5 protein-coding genes and 3 rRNA genes are annotated in these 14284 nt (G+C 46.9%); 7 read left to right on the top strand and 1 reads right to left on the bottom strand.

Annotation, left to right across the window (positions count from 1 at the left end):
* Positions 1–14 precede the first annotated feature (14 nt).
* The gene (gene purH, locus J4N43_RS00820; RefSeq protein WP_053350800.1) at positions 15–1607 is read right to left on the bottom strand and encodes a bifunctional phosphoribosylaminoimidazolecarboxamide formyltransferase/IMP cyclohydrolase; all 1593 of its coding nucleotides are present in this window, start codon (positions 1605–1607) and stop codon (positions 15–17) included.
* Positions 1608–1872: 265 nt separating this feature from the next.
* Here purH and zntR point away from each other — a divergent pair, with 265 nt between their 5' ends.
* From zntR to rrf, 7 genes are all read left to right on the top strand, one after another.
* The gene (gene zntR, locus J4N43_RS00825; protein ID WP_005382529.1) at positions 1873–2271 is read left to right on the top strand and encodes a Zn(2+)-responsive transcriptional regulator; all 399 of its coding nucleotides are present in this window, start codon (positions 1873–1875) and stop codon (positions 2269–2271) included.
* A gap of 163 nt (positions 2272–2434) precedes the next feature.
* On the top strand, positions 2435–3997 hold the full coding sequence (cadC, locus tag J4N43_RS00830; RefSeq protein ID WP_005382530.1) for a lysine decarboxylation/transport transcriptional activator CadC: 1563 nt from the start codon (positions 2435–2437) through the stop codon (positions 3995–3997).
* 673 nt (positions 3998–4670) lie between these two features.
* Entirely contained in the window at positions 4671–6014 is a 1344-nt protein-coding gene (gene cadB / locus J4N43_RS00835) for a cadaverine/lysine antiporter (RefSeq protein WP_005434864.1), read from the top strand.
* Between the two features lie 117 nt (positions 6015–6131).
* Complete coding sequence (locus tag J4N43_RS00840) at positions 6132–8267, top strand: lysine decarboxylase CadA (RefSeq protein ID WP_053350799.1); 2136 nt, start codon at positions 6132–6134, stop codon at positions 8265–8267.
* Between the two features lie 817 nt (positions 8268–9084).
* Positions 9085–10635: ribosomal RNA gene (locus tag J4N43_RS00845) — 16S ribosomal RNA — on the top strand.
* 279 nt (positions 10636–10914) lie between these two features.
* A 23S ribosomal RNA gene (locus tag J4N43_RS00850) occupies positions 10915–13800 on the top strand.
* Between the two features lie 93 nt (positions 13801–13893).
* A 5S ribosomal RNA gene (rrf, locus tag J4N43_RS00855) occupies positions 13894–14010 on the top strand.
* The 16S, 23S and 5S rRNA genes sit together here, the layout of an rRNA operon.
* Positions 14011–14284: the final 274 nt, after the last annotated feature.

Below are 14284 nucleotides of genomic sequence, written 5' to 3' on the forward strand. Positions count from 1 at the left end.
TTCTGTGTTTTAAATTAGTGGCGGAAGTGACGCATACCGGTAAAGATCATCGCCATGCCGTGTTCGTCTGCTGCTGCAATAACTTCGTCATCACGCATAGAACCACCTGGTTGGATAACACACTTGATGCCCGCTTCTGCAGCCGCGTCGATACCGTCACGGAATGGGAAGAATGCATCTGATGCCATTACACAACCTTCAACCTGTAGACCTTCGTCTGCAGCTTTGATGCCCGCGATTTTCGCAGAGTAAACGCGGCTCATTTGGCCAGCACCTACACCGATAGTCATGTCGCTTTTCGAGTAAACGATCGCGTTAGATTTCACGTATTTCGCTACTTTCCAGCAAAACAGTGCATCTTTCAGCTCTTCTTCTGTTGGCTGGCGCTTAGAAACCACTTTTAGGTCGTCTAGGCTTACCATACCTTGGTCACGGTCTTGAACCAGTAGACCGCCATTCACGCGTTTCACGTCAAAGCCAGTTGTCTTAGTTGTCCATTCGCCACACTCAAGTAGACGCACGTTCTTCTTCGCGGCAACCACTTCAATCGCTTCTGCAGAAACAGAAGGTGCGATGATTACTTCAACGAATTGACGCTCAACAATAGCGGTTGCCGTTTCTGCATCTAGCTCTTGGTTGAATGCAATGATGCCGCCGAATGCAGATGTTGGGTCAGTTTGGTAAGCGCGGTTGTACGCTTCTAGAATGTCTTTACCTAGAGCTACACCACATGGGTTTGCGTGTTTTACGATCACACATGCTGGCTCGTTGAACTCTTTCACACATTCAAGCGCTGCGTCAGTGTCTGCGATGTTGTTGTAAGAAAGCGCTTTACCTTGGATTTGGTGAGCAGTTGAAACAGACGCTTCTTGTGGGTTAGCTTCGACGTAGAAAGCGGCTGCTTGGTGGCTGTTCTCACCGTAGCGCATGTCTTGCTTCTTCTCGAACTGTTGGTTGAACGTACGAGGGAATTTGCTCTCTTCATCACCGTCTTTGTTCTCACCGTAAGATGGAACCATAGTGCCGAAGTAGTTTGCGATCATGCCGTCGTAAGATGCTGTGTGCTCGAATGCTGCGATAGCTAGGTCGAAACGAGTTTCTAGTGTTAGAGATTTCTCGTTCGCGTCCATTTCAGCGATAACGCGGTTGTAGTCGTGAGCGTTCACAACGATAGTCACGTCTTTGTGGTTTTTCGCTGCAGAGCGAACCATTGTTGGACCACCGATGTCGATGTTCTCAACCGCATCAGCAAGCGTACAGCCTTCTTTAGCAACGGTTTCTGCGAATGGGTATAGGTTAACGACAACCATATCGATAGGGTTGATGCCGTGCTTTTCCATCACGTCATCATCTTGGCCACGACGACCAAGCACACCACCGTGAACTTTTGGGTGAAGCGTTTTAACGCGGCCGTCCATCATTTCTGGGAAACCAGTGTAGTCAGAGACTTCGGTTACGGCGATGCCTTGTTCGGCAAGTAGGCGAGCTGTACCACCAGTAGATAGGATATCGACACCGCGCTCAGCAAGAGCTTGCGCAAACTCAACAATACCTGTTTTGTCTGATACGCTGATAAGCGCACGGCGAATAGGACGAGCGTTATTCATGCTTCCATTTTCCTCAAATTCACGGAGTTAAAGATGTTTGCCAAAAATGAACTTGTTTTTACCTCTTGGGGTAAAATATTGGCCAGTTTTGGTAAAGACCTTTGCAGGGTGTTTTCTGATTAGAAAACAGTCTCCACATTTGATGGCGCGTATTCTAACCAATTTATTACAAAAAAGCTCGCGCAATCGTTTGGCATCTCAAAAATAATTGCAAAAAAGTCGTTCTTTAGCTTTAAAAGTAACGAGATAGTTAATAGGGAAAGTTATGTTTCAGATAGGTGAACTGGCAAAACGTTGTGGTGTGACTGCCGATACATTGCGTTTCTACGAGAAAAACGCGCTAATAAAACCCGCAGGGCGAAGTGAGTCAGGCTACCGCTTGTATGATGAAGAGAATCAAAAGCAGGTGCACTTTATCCTCAAAGGTAAAGATCTTGGCTTGAGTCTGGATGAAATTAAAGACCTGTTAGAAATTAAGTTAGAAGCGACAGAACACAGCTGTGCAGAGGTAAAAGCCATTACTTCTGCCAAGTTAGAGCTGATTGATGGGAAAATTAACGAGCTGACGAAAATTCGCCGAGCGTTAAAGAAGATTAATGATGCTTGTTGTGGTCATACAGACGATGACGCCACACATTGCTCTATCCTCGCAGCACTTGAGTAGTCTCATTCTTGAATCACTTAACTTAAGTTTGCATTTTTGGCGACTTGCTTTTCTAGGTACACGCTGCTTTCCCACCTATAATCTTGCCTTTAGTTACTTCTAGGAATCGACCATTGTCTGATTCCTACCGTAACGCTGTCTGTAGATACGAGAGTTTTCATACATGGTTGGAGTCTATTTTCAAATCAATGACTGGGTTTTGAGCGTTGATGAAAATAAGCTGTATCGACAAGATAGGGAAGTTACTGTTGAGCCACGCTTAATTAATCTTTTGCACTTCTTAGCGGAGCATGCGAATGAGGTGTTCAACCGCGAGGAATTGATTCAGTACGTTTGGGCTGGAGCGATTGTGACCGATCAAGTGGTGACTCAATCCATCTTTGAGTTGCGTAAGCTACTACGTGACGGTCGAGAGGAAAATACCAACTACGTTATCACGGTGCCCAAGCGTGGCTATAAGCTGGTAGCGAACGTGGTTACTATGACGCATGAAGAGTTTGTCACAAGTCGGCAAAATGAAGAGATCCCACCTTCGGTTGAAGAATCGGAAGAGGATTGTCTACCTATAGCACCAGCCGTTACCTTTCCTGCCGGTCCTCTAACTCGCGCGGTCTGCGAGATGTCAAAAGAGAAAAAAGCACCTCAGAGCAAAAACAAAATCAGCCCTTGGCGATTGGGAATTATGAACTTCATCTGGATCAGTATGTTGGTCGTAGTGATGGGCGTGTTTACCTACAAGCAATCGGAAGTGCGTATTACCCAAGCCATCGATACCCATCTGATTGAGTTCAAGTTTCAAGATAATTTTACGAATGAAGGATTAAGCTACGATTTGGCAGATGGATTCGCCCAAAAGTTGATGTCCGACATTGCTCAAGTCAGTGATTACCGAGTTATGCTAAAGAAGGCGTCGTTTACTTCTGGCATTGTGCCTGGTAAATCGGTCGTGGTGAGAGTTCGTGAGAACGACGGTGGCAGCTTTTTAGAGGTGGAATATCGCAATAACTCATCTGAAAAAGTGTTGTTTAGTCGTCAATACGCGTTAACCAGTAGTCATTTAAAGACAGTGCTTCAACAAGCGTCGTTGGATTTGATGCAAGTGCTGAAAGTATCGGATGCCAAATTGAAATCTACGATGCTGGTGGCGGGAATGCCAATGAATCCCGACGCGTTGGAGTTGTTTGTTCAGGCTAACCATTACCTTAATGTCTCTGATACTAAACAATTCCGCCAAGGTATCGACTTGATGGAAAACATTTTAGAAATCGAGCCGGATAATGCTTACGTTCAAGCTGAGTTGTTGATTGCTTACCATGTACAAAAGGCACTTGATTTCTCACAGGAGTTGAAGAAAGGGCGAATGCAGCAGCTCAGTGAAGCACTAGAGACTAATGTGAAAATGATGGTGGGGCCAATTCAACCGCGAATTTATGAAGCTTTAGCACTGCACGAAACCATCATTGGTGACATGGCGTTAGCCAAGCGGCATCTCGGACAGGCATTGAGGTTACGTGATTCAGTGCTTTCCTATGTGATTCGCGGTAAGCACGCCGAATTGGATGGTGATCTGGATTTAGCCAGTGAGTCTTACAGTGAAGCTTTCTATATTGATACGTCGGTTGAGACGTACCTGCTGTGCGAAAACTTGGTCTTCCCAAGTAACATGAAGGCGATTGATTACGCCATGTATCGCGCTGTTCACCCTTCTGTCGTTCGAATGCTTTAATTCTCTCGGACTCAACGTCAGTCTAATGCTAGCCCCTCATTTCGGTGAGGGGCTTTTTTGTCGCTGTCGAAAAGTGAAAAGGGTGGGGCGGTGGGGCAATGACTTACGAAGGAGCTAACAACGCAAGCTTGCAACGGGAATACATACCCGCTTTGCTTCTCTATCTCTATCTCTATCTCTATCTCTATCTCTATCTCTATTGATTGTATGAAGTGTCTGGATGAGTTATGTGGCGAGAATGATTTTGGTGCCTTCTTGCATGCGAGATGAATATTGACTTGGGTCAAGAAGCGCGATCAGGGAGAGATTTATGGAATCAACACTTCAGGGAATTAACCCTTCGGGATGGGGAAGTTGATAGAGGTTGATAACTTTTATCGCGATGACCAACGAGTTGATGAGAGTTTATCTATCGGTAGAATGTTTGATGTTTTTCTTGTAACTGCATGAATAATATAGTTTTATTTTTTTGTGTTTATCATGTTTATCTCAACTTGATGTTGATGAACTAATCATTTTATTGATAACCCCAAGTTTATTTTTTTCTCAGTTTTTGGGCGTAGTCTTCACTTCGAAATTTAGCGAGGTCGAGCAGGTTCTTCCTCATAGCATCTCGCTAATTACCATTCAGTTTGAGTCATGTTGACTCGAGTAGAATAGATTTGGAGATGTTATGTCATCGAATGCGAAAAAAATCGGCCTTATTGCCTGTACGGGTGTCGTAGCCGGTAACATGATGGGTAGTGGTATCGCACTATTACCTTCTAGTCTTGCCTCTGTAGGCTCTGTTTCAATCTTCAGTTGGCTGATCTGTTTGGTCGGTGCACTGAGTCTGGCGTTTGTTTACGCTCGTCTGGCAACCAAAAACCCACAAGAAGGTGGTCCTATCGCTTATGCTGGCGAAGTGTCTCCGGTATTTGGTTTCCAAACGGGCGTTCTTTATTACCACGCGAACTGGATTGGTAACCTGGCTATTGCCATTACAGGTGTTTCTTACCTTTCAGTATTCTTCCCTGTGCTTAATAACCCAATCCCAGCAGGTATTGCGACGATTGCATCGGTATGGATCTTCACTTTCGTCAACCTACTTGGTGGTAGCTGGGTAAGCCGTCTATGTACGCTTGGTCTAGTTCTTATCCTTATCCCAGTTGTTGGTACAGCCGCATTTGGTTGGACGCACTTCGATACTGCGCTTTACAGCCAAAACTGGAACGTATCAGCAGGCACTGACAGCCACGCGGTAGTAACAGCGGTTCTTATCTGTCTATGGTCATTCGTAGGTGTGGAATCAGCAGCGGTATCGACTGGTATGGTAGAAAACCCTAAACGTACTGTACCACTAGCAACTATGTTGGGTACTGGTATCGCAGGTGTGATTTACATCCTATCAACTCAAATGATCAGCGGCATGTTCCCAGCGTCAGAAGTTGCGGCATCAGGTGCGCCATTTGCATTAGCAACCACTGAGCTATTCGGTAGCTGGACAGCACCATTCGTATCAGCATTCACAGCGCTAGCATGTTTCACTTCGCTAGGTTCTTGGATGATGCTAGTAGGTGAAGCAGGTAAACGTGCAGCAAACGACGGCAACTTCCCTAAAATCTACGGCGAAACTGACAAAAACGGTGTGCCTAAGAAAGGTCTAATCCTTGCGTCAATCAAGATGACTGCACTGATGGTTGTACTGATGTTCTTCAGCTCTAAAACAGCACACGCATCAGACCTGTTCAACCAGCTAACGACTGACGCGGTTCTACTAACTATGCTGCCTTACTTCTACTCAAGCATTAACTTGATTCGCTTCGAAGGTATGACAACACGCAACGGCTTCGTAATGCTGTTCTCTGGTGTGGCTTGTCTGTTCTGCTTCATCGCACTAGCGGGTGCAGAGGGCGGTACGCTAACAGCAACCTTCATCGTGTCTCTAGTTATCTTGATGTTCTACAGCAAAAAAGCAGGTCTTGCTCAGTACGTGAAAATGCACGCTGACGACATGCCTGCCCAAGCAAGCAACTAATCCCCAAAACGCTGGCACTACGGTGCCAGCCCATAAAACCCAAATTCACGCGGCGCTCACCTTACTCATTGCCTGTAAATGGCAAAGAGCGCCCTCATTCGCCTTGGAGATGTCCAAATGAATATATTCGCTATCTTGAACCACATGGGTGTGTTCTTTAAAGAAGAGCCAGTTCGTCAACTTCACGCTGCTCTTGAGAAAGCGGGCTACGAAGTGGTTTACCCAGTAGATGATAAAGACTTGATCAAAATGATTGAGATGAACCCACGCATTTGTGGTGTGCTGTTCGACTGGGATAAATACTCACTAGAGCTATGTGAACGTATCAGCCAAATCAACGAAAAACTGCCTGTTCACGCATTTGCTAACGAACAGTCTACTCTAGACATTTCACTAACAGACCTACGTCTAAACGTGAGCTTCTTCGAGTACGCTTTAGGTATGGCTGACGACATCGCTATCAAAATCAACCAAGCGACTGAGGCATACAAAGATGCCATCATGCCTCCATTCACTAAAGCGTTATTCAAATACGTAGAAGAAGGTAAATACACCTTCTGTACTCCAGGTCACATGGGCGGTACTGCATTCCAGAAAAGCCCTGCTGGTAGCATCTTCTACGATTTTTACGGTCCAAACACATTTAAAGCGGACGTATCAATCTCAATGCCTGAGCTAGGCTCTCTACTAGACCACTCAGGTCCACATAAAGATGCAGAAGAATACATCGCACGCACATTCAATGCAGACAGCTCGTACATCGTAACTAACGGTACGTCTACATCGAACAAAATCGTTGGTATGTACTCAGCACCTGCTGGCAGCACAGTACTGATTGACCGTAACTGTCACAAATCTCTGACTCACCTAATGATGATGAGCGACGTGACACCAATCTACTTCCGCCCAACTCGTAACGCATACGGCATCCTTGGTGGTATTCCACAAAGCGAATTCAGCCGCGATGTCATTGCAGAGAAAGTGGCGAAAACACCAGGTGCAACAGCACCAACTTACGCAGTAGTGACTAACTCAACTTACGATGGCTTGTTGTACAACACACAATTCATCAAAGAGTCGCTAGATTGTAAACACATCCACTTCGACAGTGCTTGGGTGCCTTACACTAACTTCAACCCAATTTACGAAGGTAAATGTGGTATGAGTGGTGAAGCGATGCCAGGCAAAGTGTTCTACGAAACACAATCAACACACAAACTGTTGGCAGCGTTCTCACAAGCTTCAATGATTCACGTGAAAGGCGACTTTGATAAAGAATCTTTCAACGAAGCATTCATGATGCACACTTCAACTTCACCTCAGTACGGCATTGTTGCTTCTACTGAAACTGCAGCGGCAATGATGCGCGGCAACACTGGTAAGAAGTTGATGCAAGACTCTATCGATCGCGCAATCCGCTTCCGTAAAGAGATCAAACGTCTAGAAGCAGAAAGCGACAGCTGGTTCTTCGATGTATGGCAACCAGAAAATATTGATACCACAGAATGTTGGAAACTAGACCCTAGCGACACATGGCACGGCTTCAAGAACATGGATGACAACCACATGTATCTTGACCCAATCAAAGTAACGTTACTGACTCCGGGGATGAATAAAGAAGGCGAACTAGAAGAGTCAGGTATTCCTGCTTCGCTGGTGGCTAAATTCCTAGACGAGCGCGGCATCGTGGTTGAGAAAACAGGCCCATACAACTTGTTGTTCCTATTCTCAATCGGTATCGACAAATCAAAAGCAATGCAATTGCTACGCGGTCTAACTGAATTTAAACGTGGCTACGACTTGAACCTAACCATCAAGAGCTTCCTACCTTCGCTATATAACGAAGACCCAAGCTTCTATGAAGGCATGCGCGTTCAAGAACTAGCACAAGCAATTCATGACCTAACTAAGAAATACAACCTACCAGAGCTAATGTACAAAGCGTTCGATGTTCTTCCAGAAATGAAAGTAACACCACACGCAGCATGGCAAGAAGAGCTTCGTGGCAACATCGAAGAAATTAAACTGGAAGAAATGGTTGGCCGCGTAAGTGCGAACATGATCCTTCCTTACCCTCCAGGTGTGCCACTAGTACTTCCTGGTGAAATGGTGACTCAAGAGTCTCGCCCTGCGCTGGACTTCCTAGAGATGCTTTGTGAGATCGGTGCGCATTACCCAGGTTTCGAAACCGACATCCACGGTTTATACCAACAAAAAGATGGTAGCTACACCGTAAAAGTATTGAAGAACTAAGTTCCTCTCGAAGATGACGTCATTGGGAATGCAAGCATGCTCCACTCTTACGAGCTCAATGCGTCATCGAACAATAACGACATTTAGATATACCCCTAACTAATCTGTCGTAAAGAGAAGGGCAAGGATGCTCTGATCTTTTCTTCTATATATAGAAGAAACACTTTTCCAAGACTTCACCTGAAGTACCCCAAATAAAAAGCAAAGACCAAAAGAGCAGTTCGTCATCGTTCTGCTCTTTTTTTTCGTCTTTATATAGATAGAAAGAAAAAAGAATCAAGAGAGATAAGATCAGCAATCAAAATCACAAAGAAATCGGCGATCTTTTAATGCAGAAGTCAGGTGTTTCATCATGAAAAGATCCTCTGCAACCCGAAATATTAGACAAGATCGCTGAGTATCTATGCAGAATGCTCGTTATTTGTGCGGTTGAAAGTTTTTTTGCAAAAAACGCTTGTGCTAATTTCTCAACCCCCTATACTGCGCATCCACCGACACGGAGTGAGACGAAAGTCACACAGCGAGTCGGGAAGAGAGAAAAAAGAATTTGAAAAAATGCTTGACTCTCTCACGGTGTGAAGTAAGATACGCACCCCTAACGACGAGCAACTAAGTTGCTGAAAATGTTAGAAAAGCTCTTTAAAAATAAGAACCTATCAATCTGTGTGGGCACTCGTTGATGATAATCCAATTAGATACCTCGGTATCAAATTAGGTTTCAATGATACGAAGTGACCATTGAGTCGAAAGACTCAGCACAGTCAATTCAAGCATTACTTTATGTAATGTTCAGTATTCATTGAGCCGACAAAATCTTAAATTGAAGAGTTTGATCATGGCTCAGATTGAACGCTGGCGGCAGGCCTAACACATGCAAGTTGAGCGGAAACGAGTTATCTGAACCTTCGGGGAACGATAACGGCGTCGAGCGGCGGACGGGTGAGTAATGCCTAGGAAATTGCCCTGATGTGGGGGATAACCATTGGAAACGATGGCTAATACCGCATAATGCCTACGGGCCAAAGAGGGGGACCTTCGGGCCTCTCGCGTCAGGATATGCCTAGGTGGGATTAGCTAGTTGGTGAGGTAAGGGCTCACCAAGGCGACGATCCCTAGCTGGTCTGAGAGGATGATCAGCCACACTGGAACTGAGACACGGTCCAGACTCCTACGGGAGGCAGCAGTGGGGAATATTGCACAATGGGCGCAAGCCTGATGCAGCCATGCCGCGTGTGTGAAGAAGGCCTTCGGGTTGTAAAGCACTTTCAGTCGTGAGGAAGGCGGCGTCGTTAATAGCGGCGTTGTTTGACGTTAGCGACAGAAGAAGCACCGGCTAACTCCGTGCAGCAGCCGCGGTAATACGGAGGGTGCGAGCGTTAATCGGAATTACTGGGCGTAAAGCGCATGCAGGTGGTTTGTTAAGTCAGATGTGAAAGCCGGGGCTTAACCTCGGAATAGCATTTGAAACTGGCAGACTAGAGTACTGTAGAGGGGGGTAGAATTTCAGGTGTAGCGGTGAAATGCGTAGAGATCTGAAGGAATACCGGTGGCGAAGGCGGCCCCCTGGACAGATACTGACACTCAGATGCGAAAGCGTGGGGAGCAAACAGGATTAGATACCCTGGTAGTCCACGCCGTAAACGATGTCTACTTGGAGGTTGTGGCCTTGAGCCGTGGCTTTCGGAGCTAACGCGTTAAGTAGACCGCCTGGGGAGTACGGTCGCAAGATTAAAACTCAAATGAATTGACGGGGGCCCGCACAAGCGGTGGAGCATGTGGTTTAATTCGATGCAACGCGAAGAACCTTACCTACTCTTGACATCCAGAGAACTTTCCAGAGATGGATTGGTGCCTTCGGGAACTCTGAGACAGGTGCTGCATGGCTGTCGTCAGCTCGTGTTGTGAAATGTTGGGTTAAGTCCCGCAACGAGCGCAACCCTTATCCTTGTTTGCCAGCGAGTAATGTCGGGAACTCCAGGGAGACTGCCGGTGATAAACCGGAGGAAGGTGGGGACGACGTCAAGTCATCATGGCCCTTACGAGTAGGGCTACACACGTGCTACAATGGCGCATACAGAGGGCGGCCAACTTGCGAAAGTGAGCGAATCCCAAAAAGTGCGTCGTAGTCCGGATTGGAGTCTGCAACTCGACTCCATGAAGTCGGAATCGCTAGTAATCGTGGATCAGAATGCCACGGTGAATACGTTCCCGGGCCTTGTACACACCGCCCGTCACACCATGGGAGTGGGCTGCAAAAGAAGTAGGTAGTTTAACCTTCGGGGGGACGCTTACCACTTTGTGGTTCATGACTGGGGTGAAGTCGTAACAAGGTAGCGCTAGGGGAACCTGGCGCTGGATCACCTCCTTAAACGATGATTATTCACGATGAGTGTCCACACAGATTGATAGTTCACAAGCGCAAGCTTGTAGCTAACATAGCTCTTTAACAATTTGGAAAGCTGACAAAACAACAATTTATTGTTGTTTGTAAAGTTCTCAAAGTATTCATTTATGAATACAACTAATAACACATTCAAGTGTTCTTGGAATTTGAGTCCGGCAAAATCGAAATGTCTCTCGCTCATTCAAATAATGAGAGACAACTTTGGTGATTTGAACATCAACTCGAAACTCCTTCGGGTTGTATGGTTAAGTGACTAAGCGTACACGGTGGATGCCTTGGCAGTCAGAGGCGATGAAGGACGTATTAACTTGCGATAAGCCCAGATTAGGTAGTAAAAACCATTTGAGTCTGGGATTTCCGAATGGGGAAACCCAATACCATAAGGTATTACTGTTGAGTGAATACATAGCTCAACAGGGCGAACCGGGGGAACTGAAACATCTAAGTACCCCGAGGAAAAGAAATCAACCGAGATTCCGAAAGTAGCGGCGAGCGAAATTGGACTAGCCCTTAAGCTTTACACGCGTTAGACGAACAGCCTGGAAAGGCTGACGATACAGGGTGATAGTCCCGTAGTTGACGACGTGTGTTCAGTGAAATCGAGTAGGGCGGGACACGTGATATCCTGTCTGAATATGGGGGGACCATCCTCCAAGGCTAAATACTACTGACTGACCGATAGTGAACCAGTACCGTGAGGGAAAGGCGAAAAGAACCCCTGTGAGGGGAGTGAAATAGAACCTGAAACCGTGTACGTACAAGCAGTAGGAGCAGGCTTTGTCCTGTGACTGCGTACCTTTTGTATAATGGGTCAGCGACTTATATTCAGTGGCAAGGTTAACCATCTAGGGGAGCCGTAGGGAAACCGAGTCTTAACTGGGCGTTCAGTCTCTGGATATAGACCCGAAACCAGGTGATCTAGCCATGGGCAGGTTGAAGGTTGAGTAACATCAACTGGAGGACCGAACCGACTAATGTTGAAAAATTAGCGGATGACTTGTGGCTAGGGGTGAAAGGCCAATCAAACCTGGAGATAGCTGGTTCTCCCCGAAAGCTATTTAGGTAGCGCCTCGGACGAATACTACTGGGGGTAGAGCACTGTTAAGGCTAGGGGGTCATCCCGACTTACCAACCCTTTGCAAACTCCGAATACCAGTAAGTACTATCCGGGAGACACACGGCGGGTGCTAACGTCCGTCGTGGAGAGGGAAACAACCCAGACCGCCAGCTAAGGTCCCAAATTACTACTAAGTGGGAAACGATGTGGGAAGGCTCAGACAGCCAGGATGTTGGCTTAGAAGCAGCCATCATTTAAAGAAAGCGTAATAGCTCACTGGTCGAGTCGGCCTGCGCGGAAGATGTAACGGGGCTAAGTAGTAAACCGAAGCTGCGGCAATATACTTTTGTATATTGGGTAGGGGAGCGTTCTGTAAGCGGTTGAAGGTGTGTGGTAACGCATGCTGGACGTATCAGAAGTGCGAATGCTGACATGAGTAACGATAAAGGGGGTGAAAAACCTCCTCGCCGGAAGACCAAGGGTTCCTGTCCAACGTTAATCGGGGCAGGGTAAGTCGACCCCTAAGGCGAGGCCGAAAGGCGTAGTCGATGGGAAACGGGTTAATATTCCCGTACTTCTTACAATTGCGATGGGGGGACGGAGAAGGCTAGGTGGGCCTGGCGACGGTTGTCCAGGTTCAAGTGCGTAGGCTGAGAGGTAAATCCGGCTTTCTCTAAGGCTGAGACACGACGTCGAGCATCTACGGATGTGAAGTCATTGATGCCATGCTTCCAGGAAAAGCCTCTAAGCTTCAGATTGTAAGGAATCGTACCCCAAACCGACACAGGTGGTCGGGTAGAGAATACCAAGGCGCTTGAGAGAACTCGGGTGAAGGAACTAGGCAAAATGGTACCGTAACTTCGGGAGAAGGTACGCTCTCGACGGTGAAGTCCCTCGCGGATGGAGCTATTGAGAGTCGCAGATACCAGGTGGCTGCAACTGTTTATTAAAAACACAGCACTGTGCAAAATCGCAAGATGACGTATACGGTGTGACGCCTGCCCGGTGCCGGAAGGTTAATTGATGGGGTTAGACTTCGGTCGAAGCTCTTGATCGAAGCCCCGGTAAACGGCGGCCGTAACTATAACGGTCCTAAGGTAGCGAAATTCCTTGTCGGGTAAGTTCCGACCTGCACGAATGGCGTAATGATGGCCACGCTGTCTCCACCCGAGACTCAGTGAAATTGAAATCGCTGTGAAGATGCAGTGTACCCGCGGCTAGACGGAAAGACCCCGTGAACCTTTACTACAGCTTGGCACTGAACATTGACCCTACATGTGTAGGATAGGTGGGAGGCTTTGAAGCGCAGTCGCTAGATTGCGTGGAGCCGTCCTTGAAATACCACCCTTGTAGTGTTGATGTTCTAACGTCGACCCCTTATCGGGGTTGCGGACAGTGCCTGGTGGGTAGTTTGACTGGGGCGGTCTCCTCCCAAAGCGTAACGGAGGAGCACGAAGGTGGGCTAATCACGGTTGGACATCGTGAGGTTAGTGCAATGGCATAAGCCCGCTTGACTGCGAGAATGACAATTCGAGCAGGTGCGAAAGCAGGTCATAGTGATCCGGTGGTTCTGAATGGAAGGGCCATCGCTCAACGGATAAAAGGTACTCCGGGGATAACAGGCTGATACCGCCCAAGAGTTCATATCGACGGCGGTGTTTGGCACCTCGATGTCGGCTCATCACATCCTGGGGCTGAAGTCGGTCCCAAGGGTATGGCTGTTCGCCATTTAAAGTGGTACGCGAGCTGGGTTTAGAACGTCGTGAGACAGTTCGGTCCCTATCTGCCGTGGGCGTTGGAGAATTGAAAGGGGCTGCTCCTAGTACGAGAGGACCGGAGTGGACGAACCTCTGGTGTTCGGGTTGTGTCGCCAGACGCATTGCCCGGTAGCTAAGTTCGGGATCGATAACCGCTGAAAGCATCTAAGCGGGAAGCGAGCCTTGAGATGAGTTCTCCCTGATACTTTAAGTATCCTAAAGGGTTGTCGTAGACTACGACGTTGATAGGCAGGGTGTGTAAGCGTTGTGAGGCGTTGAGCTAACCTGTACTAATTGCCCGTGAGGCTTAACCATACAACACCCAAGGGGTTTTGATGGACTCAATGAAAGAACATTGAATGTGTAGTAACGAGAATTAAAAAACAGCTTTCCAGATTAAAGAATTTGCTTGGCGACCATAGCGTTTTGGACCCACCTGATTTCCATGCCGAACTCAGAAGTGAAACGAAATAGCGCCGATGGTAGTGTGGGGCTTCCCCATGTGAGAGTAGGACATCGCCAGGCTTTATTTCCGACTTGTCTGAATACAGACGAGTCAACATAAGGTTTTAAACAAAAGTTTAGAATTTTATGTTGACTTTCAAAGTGGAAAGCGTATTATACGCACCTCGCTTAAGTGCTAAGGCACTGAAAGCCAAGCTCTTTAACAATATAGACCTATCAATCTGTGTGGGCACTCGTTGATGATAATCCAATTAGATACCTCGGTATCAAATTAGGTTTCAATGAAACGAAGTGACCATTGAATCGAAAGATTCAGCACAGTCAATTCAAACAT

Origin of the sequence: Vibrio sp. SCSIO 43009 (assembly GCF_023716525.1) — a bacterium.
Lineage (GTDB): Bacteria > Pseudomonadota > Gammaproteobacteria > Enterobacterales > Vibrionaceae > Vibrio > Vibrio alginolyticus.

Coding starts and splice junctions, on each gene's coding strand:
- purH (WP_053350800.1), bottom strand. CDS start 1,607: ATGAATAACGCTCGTCCTATTCGCCGTGCGCTTATCAGCGTATCAGAC.
- zntR (WP_005382529.1), top strand. CDS start 1,873: ATGTTTCAGATAGGTGAACTGGCAAAACGTTGTGGTGTGACTGCCGAT.
- cadC (WP_005382530.1), top strand. CDS start 2,435: ATGGTTGGAGTCTATTTTCAAATCAATGACTGGGTTTTGAGCGTTGAT.
- cadB (WP_005434864.1), top strand. CDS start 4,671: ATGTCATCGAATGCGAAAAAAATCGGCCTTATTGCCTGTACGGGTGTC.
- J4N43_RS00840 (WP_053350799.1), top strand. CDS start 6,132: ATGAATATATTCGCTATCTTGAACCACATGGGTGTGTTCTTTAAAGAA.